This is a genomic window from Streptosporangium sp. NPDC023615, from assembly GCF_040640155.1.
In the GTDB taxonomy this organism is placed as follows: domain Bacteria; phylum Actinomycetota; class Actinomycetes; order Streptosporangiales; family Streptosporangiaceae; genus Streptosporangium.
In genome coordinates this window covers 1-22110 of sequence record NZ_JBFABE010000097.1, presented here as the reverse complement: position 1 = coordinate 22110, position 22110 = coordinate 1, and the positions used below count along the sequence as shown (strand labels likewise).

Below are 22110 nucleotides of genomic sequence, written 5' to 3'. Positions count from 1 at the left end.
AAACCACGCAGCTTAATTCTATTTGATAAGTGTCTTATGGTTGGGATGATTACCGACCCAATGTGGCTTCTTGTCGTGTTGTAACCGCTTCTTCTACAGGCATTACTGCTTTAATCTGCTCAGGTTGATTTTCTTCGACTGTAGCAGGTTCAGAACTCTTTGCAGTAACGCTTTCAGTGTCAGTGTCTACGAAAATTGGAACGATAGCTACCACTGCAAACCAAATTAAAGCAGTGATGCCTGTAAATTGCATTCTGCTATATTTGCCATTGGGGTTTTTACCTGTACGTACATTGAACTTCTCAGGCTTAATAAAAGAGTAAATATATATCGCAGGTATAACCAATAAAAGAAATCCAAGAAGAACTGCCATGGCAACCTCAAATAAAAAAAATGTTAATAATTATTAAATTAAATTATAGCCTTATCTAACAAAAAAAGTTACTTTAAAAATACAAACAGCTTTTATAAGCCTTCAGTCCTCGGCAGGAGGCCTCGAAAAGTTAATTTATCGGGTATCCTAAATTAGTTGACCACTACAACTTTTCACTTACAACACGCAACCTTTTTAACACACGTTGATTATAAATCTTGTTTTTCAAGGTGCTAATATAATTGAGTAATACTTAACTTAGATATCATAAACCACTGATTCTAATAACTTTTATCTTGTATTATCACAGATTATTGGTTTATCGAGATTTTGCAAGCTTTACTTAACTGGAGAAATTATGCGTGCTTTAACTTATCATGGTGCTAAAGATGTGCGAGTGGACAATGTCCCAGAGCCTAAACTGCAAGAAAAAGATGATGTTATTTTACGTGTGACTGCAACTGCAATTTGTGGTTCAGATTTACACTTATATCGTGGCAAAATACCTAAAACCGAGGAAGGCGATATCTTCGGTCATGAGTTTATGGGTGTGGTTGAAGAAGTAGGCTCTGAAGTTACTGCTGTTAAAAAAGGCGATAGAGTTGTTATTCCTTTTGTTATTGCATGTGGTAACTGCTTTTTCTGTCAGCATGACCTAATGTCCGCTTGTGAGACTACAAATACAGGCCCAGGCGCTGCTATTAATAAAAAAATAATTCCGCCACCGGCTGCTTTATTTGGTTTTAGCCATTTATATGGTGGGATTCCTGGTGGACAAGCAGAATTTGTACGGGTTCCTAAAGGTAATTTTAATACGTTCAAAGTAAATGGCTCACTGTCAGATGAGAAGGTTTTATTTTTATCAGATATTTTACCAACTGCTTGGCAGGCCGTGACTAATGCCAATATTACTAAAGGTTCAACCGTAGCTATTTATGGTGCGGGTCCTGTGGGGTTGTTATCAGCAGCTTGTGCCAAAATGTTAGGCGCTGAGCAGATCTTCGTAGTAGATCATAATGACTACCGTTTGCAGTATGCCAAAGATACGTACGGGGCTATTCCGGTTAATTTCGATAAGGTAGATGCTGCTGAATTCATCATTGAACAGACCAAAGGACATCGCGGCGTTGACGGTGTTATTGATGCGGTTGGCTTTGAAGCTAAGGGCAGTTCGAAAATTGAAGGATCAAGCGCTCCAGCTTTACGTCAATGTATGGCAGCTGTGCGTCGTGGCGGGGTCGTTAGTGTTCCTGGTATATATGCAGGACCCATTAATGATTTCTTAATTGGTGACGCTTTTGATAAAGGGCTTACTTTCAGAATGGGCCAAACCCATGTACACAAGTATATACCACAATTATTAGAGTATATTGAAAATGGTGATTTATCACCTGAAGCTATTATTACTCACCGTATGAATTTGTCTGACGCTGCTAAAGGTTATGAAATTTTCGAAAAGCGTGAAGAAGAATGTCGTAAAGTCATTTTAACTCCTTAATTTTTCAAATTTACCCTTAACTTTTAACATTTAAAGGTTAGGTCATAGCTGCTTTAACGAGGTTGTCTTAAATAATGATTATCGCTAAAGCAGCTAGTAAAAAAATCTTTGACTTGCTTTTCTCTGCACACGGCAAAAAAAATCATCCTCCAACCGATTTTCATGGGTTTAGGGATTAAAAAAACTAACTAACTGTCTTAGATGGTCTTAAAGCTTAGAAGTATAAAGCACAATAAACTTTCTTATATTTATCAGGATCATCTTTATTAGCTACAAACCCTTTGCTAACCAACTTTACCGTTAAATGTTTCACCTTCATCATTAGTTATCATAACAATCAAGTTTTGATCCTCAAAACTTTGGAGTTCTTTAATCAGCTCTTTAATTGTCTTAGTTCTATCTTCCCATTGCACTATACATAAAACATAAAACTTCTAAACGATAACCTATCTATCATTAGACTTGTTTCTATTATTAAATGATAGTAATATCTTGCTATTATCAATGAACATTAATTATTAAGTCTAAGTAATAGGGATAGCGTTATGACCGTGCGTATTTATGTGAGAGCTAGCACTAAGGATCAAGACGCTACTAGAGCATTAGCGGAATTGATTACTTTCAGTAGAGATTATGATGACAACCATGTTGATTACGTTGAGCACTTCAGTGGTACGAAGCTCGATAGACCAGCATTAGCTAAGCTGCTAAAGGACGCTGAGCAAGGCGATATTCTACTAGTTGAAAGCGTGGATAGATTAAGCAGGCTATCTCAAGATGATTTTTCGATTCTAAAGCAGCGCATCAAAGATAAGGGTTTACGATTGGTAGTGGCTGATCTACCAACAACGCATATGGTAAGTAAGGGTATGACAGGTGAGATTCTAACAGTGATTAATCATATGCTGATCGACTTATTAGCAACGATGGCAAAGCTTGATAACGACAAACGTAGAGAGCGTATTAAGCAGGGATTGGCGAACAGTGGCTATAAGCCCACTGGTAAGAAGCCTAATACAACGAAACACAATCGTATTAGAGAATTAGATAGTCAAAACAATATGACAAAAGAGGAAGTCGCTAAGGCGGTTGGTGTTGGGGTAGCTACCGTTTATCGTGTCTTAAAGCAGAGCTAACAGTTATAGTTGGAGTGAATAAGGTAGTCTAAATGTACTTCGTTGTGTACATGCAGTGAGCTTTTGGATCTTTATTCTTATTTACCATAAGCGCTGTTATGGGAAGAAGGGCTGCTATCTAGTGAGAACTTAAACCTTCAATTGTGAGCTATATTGATCAATGGTTTGATTTATCAATATAGCTAAAATGTACACAAAATGAGATTTTTGCGAGTAAATTAAACTATTTTTGATCTACCTTTCATCCTTATTCATTAGATTATTCAAGAGTACGTTCTATCAACACTGTGTTTGCTATCTCTATACCGATTTTCGCAATCACAGCGTTTCTATCTTCAAACGAAGCATCGGTGTCCGTAATGTATAAAGCGGCGATGATAGGTTTGCGACCTGGAGGCCACATTACAGCCGTAATCGCACGTGATCCATAACCGCCAGCGCCTGTTCTGTCTGCTATGATCCAGTCACTTGGAACACCTTTACGAAACAGCGCATCACCAACCTCATTAGCCTTAAGCCAAGATTGCAGTTGTTGACGAGACTCAGTAGATAATGTTTCTCCCACCACTAATTTTTCAAGTGTCGTTATCATTGCCATTGGTGTGGTGGTATCTCTTTTATCTTTAGGTGTCGCCTCATTCAGCTCAGTTTCCCAGCGATCAAGTCGCGTTGTATTGTCCCCAATAGAACGTAAAAAATGAGTGAGAGATTTAGGTCCACCTATGGCTTGCAAAATAAAGTTGGCAGCTGAATTATCACTGGTTGACAGGGTTGCATGACACAACTCCCCAAGAGACATACCTTTTTTGCCTACCTGCTTTTCTGTCACAGGAGAGTAAGTAACCAGATTTCTTTTAGAGAACCTTATGACTCTATCTATCTTTTCCTGACCTAAGTCAACATTATGAAGAACATTGGCACAAGCAAGTGTTTTAAAAGTACTGCTTAAAGGAAAACGTTCATCAGCTCTATACTCCCAGCGTTGCTCGGTCTCTAAATCATGCACAGCCATGCCGATTCGAGCACCCAATTTATTCTCAGCATTTTTGACAGAGTCAATTAGTGAGCCTGCTGCATTGACGTGTAATGATAGCGTAAGACAAAAAATAGTGATTAGTGTGCTAAAAATTTTAATCTTGTTTTGGAGTAAATGCATGATGATTAGAGTTTCCTTTGAAGGCATATGATCTACAGTTATAACGCAAACCCTTTGAAAACAATATGCCTTGCCTATACGGTGTAATGGTATAGCTACCATACTCGAAATCAGTCCCGTAACACTATTACTGATAGTGTTACGGTTAGCTAAAAATATTTCATCAGTTGTTCAGTTTACTGACTTAGATGTTTGGCATGAAAGCGCAAATGCTCTTCAATAAAGCTGGCGATAAAATAGTAACTATGGTCATAGCCCTCATGCAATTGATACATTAAAGGATAATCGTTTGATTCTGCAGCTGCGAGTAAAGCTTCTGGCTTGAGCTGCTCTACAAGGAAGTTGTCAGACTCACCCTGATCTACTTTAGCAGGAACTAATTCAGTTGCTCGTTTCATGAGCTCACTAGGATCGTAGTTCAGCCAATTGGCTTTATCTTCACCTAAATAAGCAGTAAAAGCTTTTTGTCCCCATGGAGAATTCACAGGGTTACTGATAGGACTAAAAGCAGACATTGAGCGGTAACGCTCTGGGTTAAGCATGCCAATGTTCAACGCACCAAGACCACCCATCGAATGACCAGAAATGGCTCTCTTATCAGATACTGGAAACGATGCCTCAATTAACTCAGGCAACTCATTGACCACATAATCATACATCTGGTAGTGCTTGCTCCAAGGCATCTCAGTAGCATTAACGTAGAATCCTGCCCCTTGACCTAAATCGTAGGCTGCATCATCAGCAACATCTTCACCACGAGGGCTAGTATCTGGGGCGACAATAGCGATACCCAATTCTGCAGCAATACGCTGTATCCCAGACTTCTGCATGACGTTCTCATCTGTGCAGGTCAAGCCTGACAACCAATAAAGGACAGGGACTTTTGTACCACTGCCCATCTGAGGCGGCAAGTAAATAGCAAACTGCATACTACAATTTAATGATTTTGAATGATGGCTATACTGCTTATGCCAGCCACCAAAACTTTTATTGACACTAATATTCTCTATGGACATACTAAAACACCTCTGTTAAAACATTAAATGCTGCCCCCAAAAAGAGACAGCACTGTTATCATGACAACATAACTACTTAATGTTAATCACCTATAAATGACCGATTATTTGTTAAAAAAGATCATGATGACTCATTCTTAAAAATGAATAACCGTACGAATACTCTCGCCTTTATGCATCAAGTCAAACGCTTCATTGATGTCTTCTAATGGCATGGTATGAGTAATGAAATCCTGTAATGGGATTTCGCCCGCTAGATAGCGCTCAACATAACCTGGCAATTCCGTACGACCTTTCACGCCGCCAAATGCTGAACCTTTCCAGACACGACCAGTCACTAACTGGAATGGACGGGTTGAAATTTCTTTACCTGCACCAGCCACGCCGATAATAACCGACTCGCCCCAGCCTTTATGGCAGCACTCAAGCGCGGAACGCATCACATCGACGTTACCGATACATTCAAACGAATAATCAACACCGCCATCGGTTAACTCAACGATGACTTCCTGAATTGGTTTGTCATAATCTTTTGGATTAATACAGTCAGTTGCGCCTAGTTTTTTGGCTAACTCAAACTTGCTTTCATTGATATCAATCACAATGATGCGGCTGGCTTTTGCCATTGCAGCACCGATGACCGCTGACAGCCCAATACCGCCCATGCCAAAGATAGCGACCGTAGCACCTTCTTCGACTTTTGCAGTGTTCATGACCGCACCCATACCAGTCGTGACGCCACAACCTAGCAAGCAAACTTCTTCTAATGGCGCTTCTTTATTGACTTTAGCCAATGAGATCTCTGGCAAGACAGTATATTCAGAAAAAGTTGAGCAACCCATGTAATGGTAAATTGGCTGACCATCTTTATAAAAACGCGTTGTGCCGTCTGGCATCAGACCTTTACCTTGAGTCTCGCGCACTGCTGAGCATAGGTTGGTTTTACCTGAAGTACAGAATTTACATTCACCACATTCTGCGGTGTATAGAGGAATGACATGGTCGCCAACTTGGACACTGGTGACGCCTTCACCAATTTGCTCAACGATACCACCACCTTCATGACCCAAAATCGCTGGGAATACACCTTCTGGGTCTTCACCAGATAAGGTAAAGGCATCGGTATGACAAACGCCGCTAGCGATGATTTTTACCAAGACTTCGCCTTTGCGCGGCAGCATGACATCCACTTCTTCGATAGATAGCGGCTGATTTGGCCCCCAAGCAATGGCGGCTTTCGATTTAATAAATTTATCTGACATAAGAGTCTCTCTTTTTGGTTAGTTGATTGTTGTCCCTGTTCAACTCAGACATATTTCTAGAACACCATGTTGAGCTGAGCGAAAAATTTGATCTCTATTTACCTTACCATTTTGTGATATGAGTGTTCTACTGCTTTACTATTATCTTTTAGCCCCATCAAATGCAGCTACTTAAAAGGATACAGTACTTCGTTGCTACTTTACATCAATGGCTATGCCCTTGTGATAGGCTAATGGTAGCAACGCCTACTGCAACCAACCCCATGCCGATCCAAGTGCTCAAATCGAGATGTTGTCGGTAGATAACCGCAGACAATGCCGTTACCGTCACTATCGCAAGTCCTGCCCATAGCGCATGAACAATACCAACCGGCATTCCTTTCATAGCCTGTCCTAAAAAAACAAATGCAGCTAGATGTCCTAACAGAACTAACATACTTGCTAACGGCTTAGTGAAGCCATCCGTCTGTTTTAATGCAACGTGAGATAAAGCTTCTGCAACCACTCCGAAAAAAAGAAACATCCAACTCATTTTGCACCTCTTGTATTAGCAAGCTTTAGTTGCAATGAACTGGAGCCTGTTTGAATTTATGCTTGTATTATATCTATTTCTGATTAGATGATAATATGCTATATTCGAAACTATCTTTTGCATATAGGTAATAATGATGAAATGGGATGGTATCAGTGAGTTCGTTTACGTGGCTGAATACGAGAGTTTTACGAAAGCTGCAAAGAAAATAGGCATCTCGACCGCTCAAGTAAGTCGACAAGTCAGCGCCTTAGAACAACGTCTCAATATTAAATTACTTTACCGAACGACTCGTAAGGTCTCGCTAACAGAAGAAGGCCGTGTTTTTTATCAGCACTGCCGCGGGGTACTTGATGGTCTCGATGCCGCAGAGCAAGCGGTGACTAATTTGCAGTCAAAACCGCAAGGCATGATTAAACTGACAACTCCTGTCACTTATGGTGAACAACAATTGATGCCATTGGTGAATGACTTTATGGTGCAATATAGTGATATTGAAGTGACTGCCTTTTTGAGTAATCAGCAGGTTGATTTGATTGAAGAGGGCTATGATTTAGCCATTCGCATTGGAAAGCTTCGTGATTCGACTATGATGGCAAAAAAACTCAGTAGTCGTACTAATTTTGTCTGTGCGGCGCCCTCCTATATTGAGAAATACGGCATACCGCATTCTCTGACCGAACTTGGTCAACATAACTGTCTGCTGGGGACGCTAGACTACTGGCACTTTAAAGAGTCTGGTAAAGAGAAAAACATTCGAGTGACAGGTAGCGTGCGTTATAACAGCGGTTATAGTTTAGTCGATGCGGCTATAAAGGGATTGGGTATTGTGCAGCTACCTGATTACTACGTACAAAAGCATTTAGAATCGGGGGAGCTGGTCAGCTTATTGGATAATCTTAGGGAACCTGAGGAAGCTATTTGGGCTCTATATCCTCATAATCGCCATTTGTCGCCAAAAATTAGGCTGCTACTAGATTATTTAGCAGCACATTTATCTAAACCCTAACTGGGTGATAGTAAGAACTACCCATACTTTAAGGCCTCGCACCTCGAAAGATAAATCATCTAATTACTTGGAGGTCTTGCACACTACTCTAACCAACTCGATCGTTAGGAGGCTGACATGATCGTCAAGCAAAAACCGAACGCACTCAAGCTGTTTTTTACCTTGCGCGGCTCTATCCTACCAAAAATTTATCCTCAGATTTTTCTCACCATCTTGCTTAGCACTCTAATAGCAGGCATCCAGTACTGGTTTCCAGGCTTCTTCTCCTCTTATAGTACGGCTCCCTTCACTTTTCTAGGGGTTGCTTTATCATTGTTCCTCGGCTTTCGTAACAATGCCAGCTATCAACGCTGGTGGGAAGCTAGGGGTCAATGGGGTCAGCTAGTAGTGGATGCTCGTAGCTTGGCCCGCCAAGTGCTCTCATTTATGGATGAAGAAACGGAGACTGGACGGCAAACCCAGCGCCGTATGATTCACCTAACCATCGCCTTTACTCATGCTCTGCGCCATCGACTACGTGACACTGAACCTTGGCAGGACGTTGATCGTTTTGTAGAACCCGAGCATCACCTCAGCATGCGCCAAGCGCAAAATCTGCCCGAGTACCTGCTGCGGCTGATGGGGAAAAAGGTCGGTTATAGCCGACGTGAGCGATTATTATAGGAATTTCTAGTACAGAACATGGATGAACGGCTGACCTCTATGACTGTAGTTTTGGCCGCCTGCGAGCGCATTCATTATACGCCACTACCATTTGCTTATACGCTGTTAGTACATCGCACCACCTACTTATATTGCTTTATGTTGCCTTTTGGTTTGGTGTCATCTCTGGGATGGGCTACTCCGTTTGTCTGTGCAGTGATCGCCTATACTTTTTTTGGTTTAGATGCTCTTAGTGAGGAGTTGGAATCGCCTTTTGGCTTGGCCGCTAACAATCTACCACTGAGTGCTCTGTCGCGTACCATCGAAATTAACTTACTAGAGGCACTGGGAGAAACCGATCTGCCGCCCGATATAAAATCTAAAAATGGCTACTTACAGTAAATTATTTTGCGTAAGCAGTTAGCCTTAAGTCTCTGGCTGAGTAGTTATATAAACAGTCTTGATGGTGACGGAACAAATAATGGCATTGTTCAAACATGAGTAGATATACGAGCCTCTATTAATAAAAATTATTATTACCTTATGGTAAAAGTCATTTTCTTTTTAGACCTATTATCTTTTATATGAAATAACGTATGATGGTTTCTATCGACAGACGACGCGGCAAACTTGCTGCAACTCGATAGAAAAACTATTGATAAAAAATCATCCACAACCGGAGAACAACACATGAGCATTTTTACTCACGTTACCCTTGGCACTAACGATGTTAATCAAGCACGTACATTCTATGACAACGTTTTAGAGATTCTAGGGCTTAAACGTATTGCTGACCTAGGTGATAATGGTTCAATATGGGGCGTAGATGCACCATCTTTATTTGTTATGAAACCTAATAATGGTCAACCAGCTAGTGTTGGTAATGGTAATATGGTGAGCTTTGAAGCACCAAGCCGCGCTGCTATTGACGCATTTCATGCAGCAGCATTGAGCGCTGGTGCTCAAGATGAAGGCCAGCCTGGTACACGCGATTGGGCGCCTAACGCTTACGCGGCCTATGTTCGTGATCTAGATGGTAATAAGCTTGCCGTTTATTGCTTCAAAGAAGCATAACAGCAGTCTTACGGACCGCTCGTTCGTAACCGCTAATATTAGTATCAATACTACCGAAAAAGGGTCCTGCAAATTTTGCAGGACCCTTTTTCGTCATTGAAATCAGCTTTATAACACTTGATACCCTGTCTATTTATGTGAGTCCGCGTACTATGTAAGTAACGCACAGACTCTGTAATAGCAACAAAATGTTAAAATTCTTCTTATTACATTCAACCTTTTATAAAGAATATCAATAGATAAATAACACTTATCCATGACTGCAAACGTCAATGAGCAAAATCCAAATATATTTAAAATCAAGAAATACAATTCAATAGGAGTCGCCTGTTTATGGCCACCAATAACAATAAACATATCAATAAAGACATTCTCTGTGACACTGACCACAGTGTTCGAGTCAGGGGAGCTCGCGTTCATAACTTAAAGAATATAGATGTAGATTTACCTCGTGATGCACTGGTCGTTTTTACCGGTATATCAGGATCAGGTAAGTCATCACTTGCTTTTGGCACTTTATTTGCTGAGTCACAACGTCGTTATTTAGATTCAGTATCCCCTTATGCGCGTCGATTGATAGATCAAGTTGATGAGCCTGATGTTGATATGATAGAAGGTCTGCCGCCAGCAGTTGCTCTACAACAACAACGAGGTACGCCCTCAGTGCGTTCATCAGTGGGCAGTGTTACCTCTATCTCAAACGGGCTACGCATGCTCTATTCACGAGCTGGAGATTATCCTACTGGTCAAGAGATATTGTATGCCGATGCGTTTTCGCCAAATACACCTGAGGGTGCCTGTCCTACTTGCTCTGGTATTGGCCGCGTGTTTGAAGTCACCGAAGAGTTACTAGTACCTGATAACACCAAAACCATTCGAGAGCGTGCTATCGCAGCATGGCCACCAGCGTGGCAAGGCAAAAACCTAAGCCGCATACTGGTGTCACTCGGCTACGATATTGACACGCCTTGGCATAAACTGCCAAAAGAAACCCGCGATTGGATCTTGTTTACAGATGAAACCCCAACCGTTCCTGTCTACCCTGAATACAGCCTTGAGCAAGTAAGAAAAGCGATTGAGAGCGGCGAAAAGCCCAACTATATGGGCACGTTTTCGAGTGCAAAGCGCTTCATACTGCATTCTTTTGCCACTACTCAGAGCTCATTGACAAAAAAGCGCGTTTCTCAGTTTATGCAAATCTCTGTATGTCCAGAATGTGATGGTAAAAAACTGAAAAAAGAATCACTATCCGTTACGTTCGCAGGACTTGATATTGGGGAGCTGTCGCAACTGACCTTTATCGAACTGGCGCGCAAGCTTGAGACTGCGGCCAATAAAGTCCCAACTGACAATATGGCAAATCGTGAAAAGGCTATCGTCGCTCAGCGCATTGCCAGTGATATGTTATCTCGGGTAAAAGCACTGACCCTATTGGGTTTGGGGTACTTATCACTTGAGCGCACCACACCTACACTATCTCCTGGTGAGCTACAACGCTTACGCCTAGCCACTCAAATTCGCTCACAACTTTTTGGGGTGGTTTATGTACTAGATGAACCATCCGCTGGTCTTCATCCAGCAGATACCCAAGCATTACTAAGTGCCTTAGATGAGCTCATTGCCGCTGGTAACTCAGTGTTTGTCGTCGAGCATGATGTGAGCGTCATCAGACACGCTGATTGGATCGTAGACGTTGGCCCCAATGCGGGTACTCATGGCGGCGAGGTGATTTATAGTGGTCCTGTAGAGGGATTGCGCGACGTGACTCACTCGCATACCAGCCGCTATCTGTTCAGCACTGACGCTATCGTAAAACGCACACCAAGAGAGCCGACAGCGTGGCTTAAACTTACAGGGATTACGCGTAATAACTTACAAGAGCTGGATGTCGGTTTTCCATTGGGTGTGATGACTACTGTCACGGGTGTATCAGGTTCAGGAAAGTCGAGTCTAGTGAGTCAAGCTTTGGTAGAGCTCGTTTATGAGGCTCTAGGACAAAAACAAACGGTTGAAGCTCCAACTGGCGAAGCCGATTTACTTGAGCAAGAGTTGGAGACGCCAACCGGTGGACAAATCATTGAGGGTATGGATGATGTCAAACGACTGGTAACCGTCGATCAAAAAGCTATTGGGCGTACGCCGCGCTCAAACCTTGCTACCTATACCGGACTGTTTGATCATGTCCGTAAGCTATTCGCGTCAACGAGCGAGGCAAAATCTCGTCGTTACAACGCAGGGCGTTTTTCATTCAACACGACTAAAGGTCGTTGTCCTAATTGTGAAGGCTTAGGCTTTGTGAGTGTCGAGCTACTGTTTCTTCCTAGCGTCTATTCGCCTTGCCAAGTCTGTCACGGACAGCGCTACAATGAGGACACGCTAGAGGTCACGTATCGTGACAAAAACATCGCCGATGTGCTGGCGCTCACGGTTGAATCAGCTTATGAATTCTTTGCAGACGACCCTGCTATCTTGCGAGCATTAAGTGCCTTGCTACAAGTCGGGCTTGGCTACTTACGACTTGGCCAACCAGCAACTGAGCTATCTGGCGGTGAAGCCCAACGTATTAAACTTGCCACTGAATTGCAGCGAACGCAGCGCGGCGATACGCTGTATATCCTAGATGAGCCAACAACGGGTTTGCACCCAAAAGATGTCTCGATGTTGATGGCGCAATTGAATGGACTTGTTGATGCCGGTAACAGCGTTATCATGGTCGAACACGACATGCAGGTTGCTAGTAGTAGTGATTGGGTGATTGATATCGGCCCTGGTGCAGGTGGTGAAGGTGGCCATATCGTGGCGCAAGGATTACCTGAAACAGTCGCTGAGTCGAAGATCAGCCGAACCGCACCTTTCATGCGCCTCTAGTGCCCGTCGCAAACCTCTTATGATAGTGTAAAAAAACGACAGCGATAATCAGTTTATCGCTGTCGTTTTACTTAATGTAATTTGATCTTTGGACGACCTATGCGTAGTATCTTTTCGCTAATCCATAAAGCAAATGTCTTGAAGGCACCATGAATAGACATCTGATGCATGCGATAGAGCGATATGTACATAAAACGGGCAATCTTTCCTTCAATGAAAAAGCTGTTATTGGTGAGATTACCCATTAAGTTTCCCACAGTACCGTAACGTGATAGATTAACCAGTGACCCATAATCGTTATAGGTAAAACCTCGTAGTGGCTGCTTTCTTAACGTTGCAATTATATTTTTTTCAACACATTTTGCCATTTGATGTGCAGATTGCGCGCGCGGTGGCACTTGTTTGCCATCGGTTTGGGTGAAGGCGCAGCAATCGCCTAATACAAAGATACGGTCATCAACCGTGCTTTGTAAAAATTTATTTACCCGAATTTGATTATTAGAAGTAAGCTCAAAAACCCCCAAATCTTTAATAAAATCAGGGGCTTTTACGCCTGCCGCCCATACCATGATATCAGCCTCAATCTGCTCATCATCTTTCGTAATAAAGCCGTACTTCGTCGCCTCTTTCACCTGTGTATGTTCACGTACATGAACGCCTAGTTTCAATAATTCGCGCTTAGCACTTGATGCAATACGCTCAGGCAAGGCAGGTAAAATGCGTGGTCCCGCTTCAATTAAATGGATGTGTAAACGTTTCGGCGACATATTTGTCAAGCCGTATAGCTTTAATAGATTAGACACATGGTACAGCTCAGCTGAAAGTTCTACTCCCGTTGCACCTCCACCAACAATGGCGATATTAAGTGCTTGCTGCTGGTTATCATCTTGATGAAGACGCGTAAAACCATCAAGCAATGAATGCTGAAAACGTTGAGCTTGCTGAGTTGAGTCCAAAAAGTAGCAGTTTTCCTTCACCCCAGGGGTATTGAAGTCGTTACTTATGCTGCCAATGGCAATAACAAGATGATCGTAGTGCACGTGGCGTTCCGGCAAGATAGTATGGCCTGATTCATCATACAGTGCAGCAAGAGTGATGGTTTTAGTTTTTTGATCAATATTATCAAATTCCCCCAGCTGAAAGTGGTAATGATGCTGAGCAGCATGCGCCGAGTACACCACACCATCTAAATCAGAATCAATAGAGCCTGTCGCGACTTCATGCAGTAACGGTTTCCAAATATGAGTACGGTTTTTATCTATTAATAATATATCGGCTTGCTTTTTCTTTCCTAACTTGTGTCCTAATTGGGTTACAAGCTCTAAACCACCAGCACCGCCGCCAATAACGACAATTTTAGGTGTGATTATATTCATAACGTTGTCCTAGACAATAACATATTCAAATAACTGACAATCTATTCGCAAGGTAGGTTATGAAAACCAGAGTAACTAATAGACTGCTGTCATTATGAGGTGAGATTCATGAAAGCTAAAATCATAAATCAGGCTTTTACGTGGCAGGAAATGGTGAGCTTATGGCCATCACAATCATGAATATTAGAAGCTTAATCGTGAGTACTTGATGTATCTACCCTCCTCAATAGATCGAAGGCAGATGACTTGTTCAAATCGTTATTAACAACCATGAAATCAGCTAACAGGCTCATCATGTATTTTTCATAATAAGCCTGAAATTTTACTTAGGTGCAAACATGTTATCAGCACTGCGATGTGCGGTATAAACTGCCTCACCATCACTTTCGCCATCAAATATAACCGTCACGTTAGGTGTAAATAGTAAGATATCACCTACTTCTGCCACGTATTTGTTGCCTTGTAAATCCCGCATCACAATTTTACCCTTAGTGATTACTTTGTATTCTACAAATTCATAAGTGTACTCAAACTCAACACCAGGTTGCATGGCAAAAAAACCAACCGTTAAACCATTAGTATTATTGGTGACGCTAACTTCTGCCATCTGACTTTTTAGGTTGTTAACTTCAAGTAAGCCAGCGAGTTGGTTTAGCTTATAAGTACCTGCTTTAATAAGTTGGATACCAGACTCTTGAGCAAGTGAGGCTACATTGTTTTTATTTACGGAAAGAGTCATTATTTTAATCCTAATAAGGTTGACTGAAAGATCAGTATCTGTAAATCATATGTTTTTTTAGCACTATAGATTCAGCTCATTACTTACTATCTGATCTATAACGCCTACTTTACATTGTTTATGAGAAATAATAACCAGCATTAGAATAAAATGACTTTTACATGTTAGTAATAATAGAAGATAATTGCAGAGTATAAAATAAGGTTGGGTGTTCGTCATTGACGTTAGTTAAACGACTGTTATATGAACATTCTAAAAATAAAAAGTGGCTCTGAAATTATGAATCATAAATAAGGCTTCCATCATCAGCATTTGAGCTTTGCAGATATTAGTTTAGTTGCTATTGAGCATATATAAAGTACGACCGCTAGTGTTGCCAATATGAAGGATAACGGCAAAAAGAAACTTTCTTGCAATATACCATCGGCATTAATACCGTTGTAAAATACAATTTCCAGTAGCCCTGACAAACCAGATAAAAATAACAGTATGAGCACCACAATGATTAGCTTAGACATCATAATAATTTTTCCATTTGATTGTTTGTATGTTTACGCCAATGCAAAAACTAAACTAGGCAGCTTAATTCTACTGGATAAGTATCTTATGCTTGGGAGAGTTAGCTAACTACTTTGAATGATATGAAAATTACCAACAAATCTTTTTTGGACTTATTAACTTCAAGTGAGCATTGTAAATTAGGGTATACCCCAAGGGAACCAGTTATTTCGCCCCTCAAACCTATTAACAGACCACTTAAAACAGACTGCTATAATGGAACCACTTATAACAGACTATTTTAGGTGTTTATGTTTATCAGAGCGTATCTACGAGCGTCTACCAAAGAACAAGATGCTAAGCGTGCCAAAAGCGAACTCATAGCATTTGCCAACGATCATGGCCACAAGATTGCCGCCTTCTATGTCGAAAACGAATCAGGAGCTATCTTGGTGCGACCCAAGCTTATGCAGCTGATTGAAGATGCTCATAAGGGCGATGTTATTTTAGTTGAGCAGATTGATCGCTTGGCACGTTTGAACCAAGCTGATTGGGATACGCTCAAAAGAATGCTATCAGAAAAAAAGCTCTCTATCGTATCAAAAGAGCTGCCGACCTCCTATATGGCACTTCAACCTGAAAGCAGCACTGAATTTATGAGCAGTGTATTGCAGGCCATTAACTCGATGATGCTGGATATGCTCGCAGCCATTGCTCGAAAAGATTATGAGGATCGCCGTAACCGTCAGATGCAAGGTATTGCTCGTGCTAAGGCAGAAGGTAAGTATTCAGGACGTAGGAAAGATACCGAAAAGCGTAAGATTATTGCCAGTCTACTCAAATCAGGCCATAGCTATTCTGATATTCAGAAAATGGCCAAGTGCTCACGGCATCTGATCGCTGATGTGGCCAAGGAAAGACCTAAACTTATCATTGCTCATTAAGTGGTTCCACTACAGCAGTCTACTATGAGTAGTCTATTAATGGATTAATGAGCCTTTTTAGATGGTTCTCTTGGAGTATGCCAAAAAATCATTTTAATGCTTTGTTGATACTTTCAATAAGTTTTTTCCACTCATCAACTTCATCAGCTGCTAGGTGAGATGAATCGTGATCTTTACACCACTTTATAAAAGCTTTAGCTAGATTATACTTTGAAAAATTTGGTACTTCTTTATTGAATATACTCACAATACTTCTATTAGGCTGTGAATCTGCAATGTCTTGACAATTAATAGAATACTCTAACTGTACAATATCAATAAGTGTTTTCCTTAATAAGTCTTCAATTTCGGGCGTAGAAACATTTTTACAGTAGTCCTTGGTTCGAAATATATTTTTATTCCCTAAAGTATGAATTAAATTTTCCTGTTGAGCTGCTTGATCGCCTGCGCTATCAGAATCAAGTAAAGCTGCAATCTTTAATTTCTGGGCATGCAAAATAGTAGCATAATATACGACTTTACCAGCTGTATTAGCAGGAATCAGAGCTATCTTTTCATCCAAACTTACCACACTAGATTGACGCAACAGTGCTGAAACTGACTCTATGTACCAATAGTCTGTAAGGCCTTCTAAAATCAAGTTTTTCTTTTGCGTAAATAGACTTTGAGCTAAGTCATATCCTAGTGCTTCTTGAAGAGGTAAGAGGCCAGCTGGGTCGCTTGAAGAAATTGTAGTATGGACCTTTGTTCCATCTCTACGGTTCTTCATTTCTACTACTTTGACGATATCTAGTTCGTCAGGTCCAACTAAAAAAGGAGAATGAGTAGTATAAATAGTTTGGTTTTTTTCTGCTAATCTTGTGAGAGTTTCTCTAAAATCCCGCTGTTTTAAACCGTGTAAACTCATACCAGGTTCATCTAAAAGCAAAATAGCGTTTTTGTGCCTATCCATTGCTTCTGCAAAGAATACAACAAAGAATGAAACTAACCATTGAAAACCTTCTGACCTTTGGTCTAATTCAATATCAACACCAATCTCATCTTCTACAACGACTTTTAAATATTGTCCATCAGCGATAACCCTTAACCTATCTGCTTCTGGTCGGTCAGGATTTGGCATCCATACTTTCCTGATTTCCTCTGTTAACCGAACACTTGCAGCATTTAATTGATAACTTCTACTATCAAGTCTATCTTTATATTCTTTTAAAGCTTGTGGATCGTTAATAGATGGGCTGTTTGTCTTTCCTAGTTCAGACAGCTCTCTTGCAGTGAAACCTAGTAACTTGAGGAGACAAAGATTTCCATAATCATAATAAGTATCATCTAGTAGATTTTGTTCGGTTCTTTGTGCTAAATGCTCCAAATGTACAGAAGGTTTAACTTTAAAATAATTATTAAAGAGAATGAATACTGGTGTCCTTTTATCCAGAATACTTAAAACATTATCAATCTGCTCATTAAACTCAATTAAAGTTTTTAACTTTTCGTATCTTTCTTCTTCTTTATTATTATCTTCCTCTATAAGAGCAAAATTATTCTCTAAAAAACTCTGTAACTCTTTAGATTTATCTTCTGATATGAGGGTATTATCGTTCCAACTTTGATTGATAGTCCTTAAAACATTACTAGGTTTTCCAGTATCTTCGTCTGGATGTTCAATACCATACTGTTTATCTAAATGAGACATTAACCTTGCTAAGTCACCTCTAATGTCTTTATAACGAATTTTTGATGGGCCATTCTCGAGAGAATGATATACCCTGTTATCAAGATTTTTATATAATTTATATATACAGTCGTGAAATTCAGCCGGTACAATTTCTGCATCATCTTCATCTAGTCTAAACCAACCTGTTACGACTGTAATGTCTTTAGGGAGGACCTTTTCAGAAGTGATATCGTTATATTTTGATCGCGGATAATCTCTAAGTGCTTCAAATCCATCTACTTCTTTTGGTTTACTTAGCTGTTGTAAAGCTTTTAAAATCACTGTTTTCCCTGCCTCATTTGGCCCTACCATTATCGTCTTTAGATCTTCAACTTCAAATTCTCCAGTATCAATTATACTTCGGTAGTTTTGAATTCTAGCTTTGATTAGTCTCATAAATTTATTTCCCTTTCCTAATATTATTGATTTTAATAATGGTTACTCTATTGCTCAATCTATCCTGAAAACACTAATCATTGCCATAACAGCGCTTATGCTAAATAAAAATAATGCTCCAAAAGCTCACTGCATGTACACAACGAAGTACACCGCGACTACCTAAATAACTCAATATACCGATATCATTAGCCTACAGCCGAAGGCTCAAGTACTCACTAGGGTACCGAACCAAGAAAAGAGCTTGAGTGGCTCGCTATAAGTAGGCTTAATTAAAAAATACTGTTACGTAAATTCATCACTACATGAATTGAATCTTAAATAGGATCGTACTGTAATAGTCTTGATTGTTCTAATGCTAATATGGAGGGCGTTGTGACTGATAGCTGTGCTAAGTTGTTGGCAGATAAGCAATTGACCATAGTCTTCATTGAAAGCGCGACCGCGGGCTATCTAGCACATCGCTTTTCTATGAGTCCTTATTCAGGCGATATATTAATGGGCGGCTTGGTATGCTATGACGTTGCGATAAAAAAGAACGTGTTAAATATATCGAGCCAATTAATTGCTCAGTGTACACCTGAATCCTTAGAAGTCACCCAAGAACTGGTTAATAAGTCTAAGACCATGTTTGAAGCCGACTTATATGTGGCTTGTACAGGACTATTAACGTCTGGAGGCTCTGAAACTAAGGATAAGCCTGTCGGTACGTTTTTTTATTGCATTGGTTATAAAGATGAGCTGTATGATTTTCGCAGTATCTGTCAAGGCGCCCCTGAGCAAAAGCTACGCAGCATCAATAGTCTTATTTGTAAGAGTATTATAGAGGTTGTAAATCGCCATACTGACTAATTTAAAATCTTATTATTTAGGGCTTTAGCCCATCCTCTATGTTTTTTGTTGCTAGAAACTATAATAAGGATATTAAAATGAAAACATCAGTACCTATTAAATCGCTTCAAAATAAACTATGGATAGTATTTTTGGTGAGTTTCTTTGGTCTCAGCGCTTGCAGCAGTGAGACAGAAGAGCCGGCTCCTAATACAGAATCTAGCGAAATGACACCTGTGCAAACAGCGACCGAGGCTGACGATCAAACCCCTGCTCCTACAGAGGAGGTAGAAGGTGCAGGTGGTACAGCATACTATTCTAGTAATGGGAGTGTAGAAAATGACCAAAAGACGGATGATACGGTTACTGTTAATGAAAATAACTCGAACTTAGATCAAACACCGGCAGATGGAGTGCAGTAAGTATGAGAAAGCGCGCAATCCATTAAGTATTAATATAAATAGCTCACCGCCATGTGTTCAAGTTTAACTAAGAAACCGTACTTATTAAGCGTCTCATCTTTACTTACATCATTAGCAGAATTGACTAAAAAAGCCCGTGACCATAATCACGGGCTTTTTACATTTTTAGGGTCTAATTATTAAACACTCAATCATCAATAGTTGTTTTGTGTACGCCACTCATCTACATCACGTTCAGCGTCTTCTTTTGAATGACCATAACGCTCTTGGACACGTCCAACCAGTTTGTCACGGTCACCTTCGATATGAGTGAGATCATCATCTGTTAAATCTCCCCATTTTTGTTTTACTGAACCTTTGAGTTGGTTCCATTCGCCTTTTAGGGTTTGATTGTTCATATCGTTATCATCCATTTTTTGATTGTTTTTGTACTGCTCATCCATACTTTGTTCGTTCAAATCTTGATTGTTCATCATGGCTTTCCTTTTCTATTTATGCGTTTTTAAGTCAACGCATCTATATCAAGAACAAGCTCATCCATCTTTTATTTTTTTTATTGATGGATAGGCTATCAGCAATTATTAAGCTGACATATCTAATATAGAGATACACATTTGGACTGTCTGTATAACGAATGTTTAAAGTATTGCTGAGCTATTATTAAGTCTACCAATTTGTTATGACGGTATAAGTTATGATTCGGACCGGACTGTTAGTTATAAGAAAAGTCTTTAATTAAAAAAGACTATAAGATTGGTTCTAGTGTCAGAGCTGGGAGACGCTCTTACTAAACCACTCTGAAATTTCCTGAGACTTAACATTCTGAGAAGGTATAAAAAACCCTTTCGTTAAATCGTATAATGGGCGTTATGACAAATGATTTTAGACAGAAAAAGCCAATCTACTAGATGGCTTTTTTAGAGAGTTCTTGGACAGGTAGAGCGACTTATCGAAAGTAAGCCCACTAAGGATTACTACAGTCAATTAGAAAAATCTAGTCACGACTATAGTGCTCAAGACGAGGATTAAACCGCTCACTCCTAAAGCTCGTAGAACAAATTCCTTGTTGCTCATAACCGCCCTCGCATCATTCTTTATTGTTAATATCTACTTTATACTTTATCTATCCATTATTGTAAATGACTCTTTAAAATACCATCAAAAAGTACATTGAGCGAACCTATCCAGTATTATTATTTTGTATATGAATAATTTAATCAATTATGATGACACCCACATGGGAAACTGAACTTAATAATTCGCAAACCTATCCTCATACTCATCACAGACCTTCAATCCAATTTGTACGGCTTCACTAAGGTCAGCCCCTTCTTTGACACTATAAGGCACATTTGGCGTCAAACGACTTAGCTTTAAGCCATCTACCGCTGCTTTGTTAAGCGGTATACCAACGTAAGATTCATCGGTGTAACCCTTAGGATGAAAAAACACCTCACGACCAAAGGAAGGATTTGAGGCACACGCAATCTCACCCTCAGGCACTGTAAACGGATAAGGTGTTGTGTAATCTTTACTCCATGTCTGCTCACTCACTACGATATAGCCTGAACCATACAGATCATCTTCTGTATTGCCTGAGCTGCACCCAATCATAACGATAGACGCTACTGCAATTAACCACCTGGACATATTGATTCGCATGGTACGCCGTCCTTATCACGGTCTAGCTTGGTATTTCCACATTTGAGTGCTTGTTTAGCTTGTTCACAGCTAACCATCTGCCCACAAGTGCGCGGTAAGCCTTTGCATTGAGAGCCGCCAGCACCTTTAGCAAACAACGGATGCTCTACCTCAACATCACTATAAAATGGATTGTCAGTGACTGTAACTGCTGCCTGAGAAGATAAAGCAAAGAGAGATAACGCTATACTTAAAATAAATTTTTTCATAAAAACTACTTTTTTTGATATCCAAAACACTGCGTTCAAGTATTAATAATACCCTATATTTGTTCAATAAAGTGAGTGCTGTATAACTAAACGTCTGATTTGCACAGCAGTTTATTTATAATTTGCCTGATAGACGGGTTAGTGCCATAGTTGTTCACTGAACGTTCTGGACAGTTGTACTGTACAGACACTAAAAACGTACTTGAACACTAGGTGAAGAATGAACATATCGGTGACAAAAGCAGCAAAAGAATGGGGTGTATCAAGAACGACCATTTATCAGAAAGTCAATGATGGTGAGCTATCCAGAACCGCAGACAAGAAAATAGACGTTTCAGAAATGTTGCGCGTGTTTGGTGAGCCAATTTCTAAAAAACGTACTGAACGTTCAGTGAACACTGTCCAAAGTACACCTCTGAACAGTCAGAATGTTCAGTACAGTACAGACATTGAACACCAATTAGCGCTTGAAAAGCTCAAAAATGAACACCTCAGCCAACAAGTGAGTGATCAAAAGAAGTTGATAGAGAATTATCAGCAGCAGATCAGTCAGCTCAACAAAACGCTGGATAAAGCCAACGCCAGTATTCAGGATTTCGCGCAAGTCAGACTACTAGAGTTTAAAAAGTCTGAGCAGGGCTATGAGCCGCCAGTTGAACAAGAGAAAGAAAAAACAGACAACTCAACCGTAGCTACGGTTGAGAAGAAAAAAAAGTG

The 22110-nt window shown here is 40.3% G+C and carries 19 protein-coding genes and 2 pseudogenes; 10 read left to right on the top strand and 11 right to left on the bottom strand.

Annotated elements, in window-relative coordinates; all coding sequences use genetic code 11:
* Positions 1 to 49 precede the first annotated feature (49 nt).
* Entirely contained in the window at positions 50 to 373 is a 324-nt protein-coding gene (locus AB0G16_RS36295; RefSeq protein ID WP_362815198.1) for a hypothetical protein, read from the bottom strand.
* Positions 374 to 731: 358 nt separating this feature from the next.
* On the opposite strand from AB0G16_RS36295, the gene AB0G16_RS36290 reads away from it, so the two are divergent.
* Together AB0G16_RS36290 and AB0G16_RS36285 are read left to right on the top strand one after the other, a co-directional pair.
* Complete coding sequence (locus AB0G16_RS36290; protein ID WP_102077895.1) at positions 732 to 1871, top strand: zinc-dependent alcohol dehydrogenase; 1140 nt, start codon at positions 732 to 734, stop codon at positions 1869 to 1871.
* A gap of 545 nt (positions 1872 to 2416) precedes the next feature.
* The gene (locus tag AB0G16_RS36285) at positions 2417 to 3007 is read left to right on the top strand and encodes a recombinase family protein (protein WP_102076510.1); all 591 of its coding nucleotides are present in this window, start codon (positions 2417 to 2419) and stop codon (positions 3005 to 3007) included.
* 259 nt (positions 3008 to 3266) lie between these two features.
* Here the strand turns inward: AB0G16_RS36285 and blaCARB are convergent, their stop codons facing one another.
* From blaCARB to AB0G16_RS36265, 4 genes are all read right to left on the bottom strand, one after another.
* On the bottom strand, positions 3267 to 4163 hold the full coding sequence (gene blaCARB, locus AB0G16_RS36280) for a CARB/PSE/RTG family carbenicillin-hydrolyzing class A beta-lactamase (RefSeq protein WP_102076509.1): 897 nt from the start codon (positions 4161 to 4163) through the stop codon (positions 3267 to 3269).
* Positions 4164 to 4339: 176 nt separating this feature from the next.
* On the bottom strand, positions 4340 to 5173 hold the full coding sequence (gene fghA / locus AB0G16_RS36275) for an S-formylglutathione hydrolase (RefSeq protein ID WP_228706521.1): 834 nt from the start codon (positions 5171 to 5173) through the stop codon (positions 4340 to 4342).
* A gap of 143 nt (positions 5174 to 5316) precedes the next feature.
* The gene (locus AB0G16_RS36270; protein WP_102076507.1) at positions 5317 to 6441 is read right to left on the bottom strand and encodes an S-(hydroxymethyl)glutathione dehydrogenase/class III alcohol dehydrogenase; all 1125 of its coding nucleotides are present in this window, start codon (positions 6439 to 6441) and stop codon (positions 5317 to 5319) included.
* A gap of 205 nt (positions 6442 to 6646) precedes the next feature.
* Positions 6647 to 6964: an SMR family transporter gene (locus AB0G16_RS36265; RefSeq protein ID WP_228706520.1), complete on the bottom strand. Its 318-nt coding sequence runs from the start codon at positions 6962 to 6964 to the stop codon at positions 6647 to 6649.
* A gap of 178 nt (positions 6965 to 7142) precedes the next feature.
* On the opposite strand from AB0G16_RS36265, the gene AB0G16_RS36260 reads away from it, so the two are divergent.
* The 4 genes and pseudogenes from AB0G16_RS36260 (at position 7143) to uvrA (ending at position 12566) form a co-directional block, all read left to right on the top strand.
* Positions 7143 to 7982, top strand: a complete 840-nt coding sequence (locus tag AB0G16_RS36260; protein ID WP_362815194.1) for a LysR family transcriptional regulator — start codon at positions 7143 to 7145, stop codon at positions 7980 to 7982.
* A gap of 117 nt (positions 7983 to 8099) precedes the next feature.
* Positions 8100 to 9026 (top strand): annotated as a pseudogene (locus tag AB0G16_RS36255) (bestrophin family ion channel).
* 228 nt (positions 9027 to 9254) lie between these two features.
* Positions 9255 to 9698, top strand: a complete 444-nt coding sequence (locus AB0G16_RS36250; protein ID WP_362815192.1) for a VOC family protein — start codon at positions 9255 to 9257, stop codon at positions 9696 to 9698.
* Between the two features lie 333 nt (positions 9699 to 10031).
* On the top strand, positions 10032 to 12566 hold the full coding sequence (gene uvrA / locus AB0G16_RS36245; protein ID WP_102076503.1) for an excinuclease ABC subunit UvrA: 2535 nt from the start codon (positions 10032 to 10034) through the stop codon (positions 12564 to 12566).
* A gap of 71 nt (positions 12567 to 12637) precedes the next feature.
* Here uvrA and AB0G16_RS36240 read toward each other — a convergent pair whose 3' ends face one another.
* Entirely contained in the window at positions 12638 to 13942 is a 1305-nt protein-coding gene (locus AB0G16_RS36240; protein WP_102076502.1) for an NAD(P)/FAD-dependent oxidoreductase, read from the bottom strand.
* A gap of 322 nt (positions 13943 to 14264) precedes the next feature.
* Positions 14265 to 14681 (bottom strand): hypothetical protein, encoded by a 417-nt coding sequence (locus AB0G16_RS36235; protein WP_102076501.1) that lies wholly within the window; start codon positions 14679 to 14681, stop codon positions 14265 to 14267.
* An 809-nt stretch (positions 14682 to 15490) separates the two neighbouring features.
* On the opposite strand from AB0G16_RS36235, the gene AB0G16_RS36230 reads away from it, so the two are divergent.
* Entirely contained in the window at positions 15491 to 16123 is a 633-nt protein-coding gene (locus tag AB0G16_RS36230) for a recombinase family protein (protein WP_102076499.1), read from the top strand.
* Between the two features lie 88 nt (positions 16124 to 16211).
* Here AB0G16_RS36230 and AB0G16_RS36225 read toward each other — a convergent pair whose 3' ends face one another.
* On the bottom strand, positions 16212 to 18230 hold the full coding sequence (locus AB0G16_RS36225; protein ID WP_102076498.1) for an AAA family ATPase: 2019 nt from the start codon (positions 18228 to 18230) through the stop codon (positions 16212 to 16214).
* 363 nt (positions 18231 to 18593) lie between these two features.
* On the opposite strand from AB0G16_RS36225, the gene AB0G16_RS36220 reads away from it, so the two are divergent.
* Positions 18594 to 19082 (top strand): nicotinamide-nucleotide amidohydrolase family protein, encoded by a 489-nt coding sequence (locus tag AB0G16_RS36220; RefSeq protein ID WP_102076497.1) that lies wholly within the window; start codon positions 18594 to 18596, stop codon positions 19080 to 19082.
* Between the two features lie 77 nt (positions 19083 to 19159).
* Positions 19160 to 19483: a hypothetical protein gene (locus AB0G16_RS36215; protein ID WP_101204338.1), complete on the top strand. Its 324-nt coding sequence runs from the start codon at positions 19160 to 19162 to the stop codon at positions 19481 to 19483.
* Positions 19484 to 19677: 194 nt separating this feature from the next.
* On the opposite strand, the gene AB0G16_RS36210 is transcribed toward AB0G16_RS36215, so the two are convergent.
* The 3 genes from AB0G16_RS36210 to AB0G16_RS36200 form a co-directional block, all read right to left on the bottom strand.
* Positions 19678 to 19881, bottom strand: a complete 204-nt coding sequence (locus AB0G16_RS36210) for a CsbD family protein (protein ID WP_101204353.1) — start codon at positions 19879 to 19881, stop codon at positions 19678 to 19680.
* A gap of 853 nt (positions 19882 to 20734) precedes the next feature.
* The gene (locus tag AB0G16_RS36205) at positions 20735 to 21145 is read right to left on the bottom strand and encodes a hypothetical protein (protein WP_228706932.1); all 411 of its coding nucleotides are present in this window, start codon (positions 21143 to 21145) and stop codon (positions 20735 to 20737) included.
* Complete coding sequence (locus tag AB0G16_RS36200) at positions 21118 to 21423, bottom strand: excalibur calcium-binding domain-containing protein (RefSeq protein ID WP_362815200.1); 306 nt, start codon at positions 21421 to 21423, stop codon at positions 21118 to 21120. The genes AB0G16_RS36205 and AB0G16_RS36200 overlap by 28 nt, the downstream gene beginning before the upstream one ends.
* Before the next feature lie 202 nt (positions 21424 to 21625).
* Between AB0G16_RS36200 and AB0G16_RS36195 the strand changes: the two are divergent.
* Positions 21626 to 22110: pseudogene (locus AB0G16_RS36195) on the top strand (hypothetical protein); the annotation flags it as partial.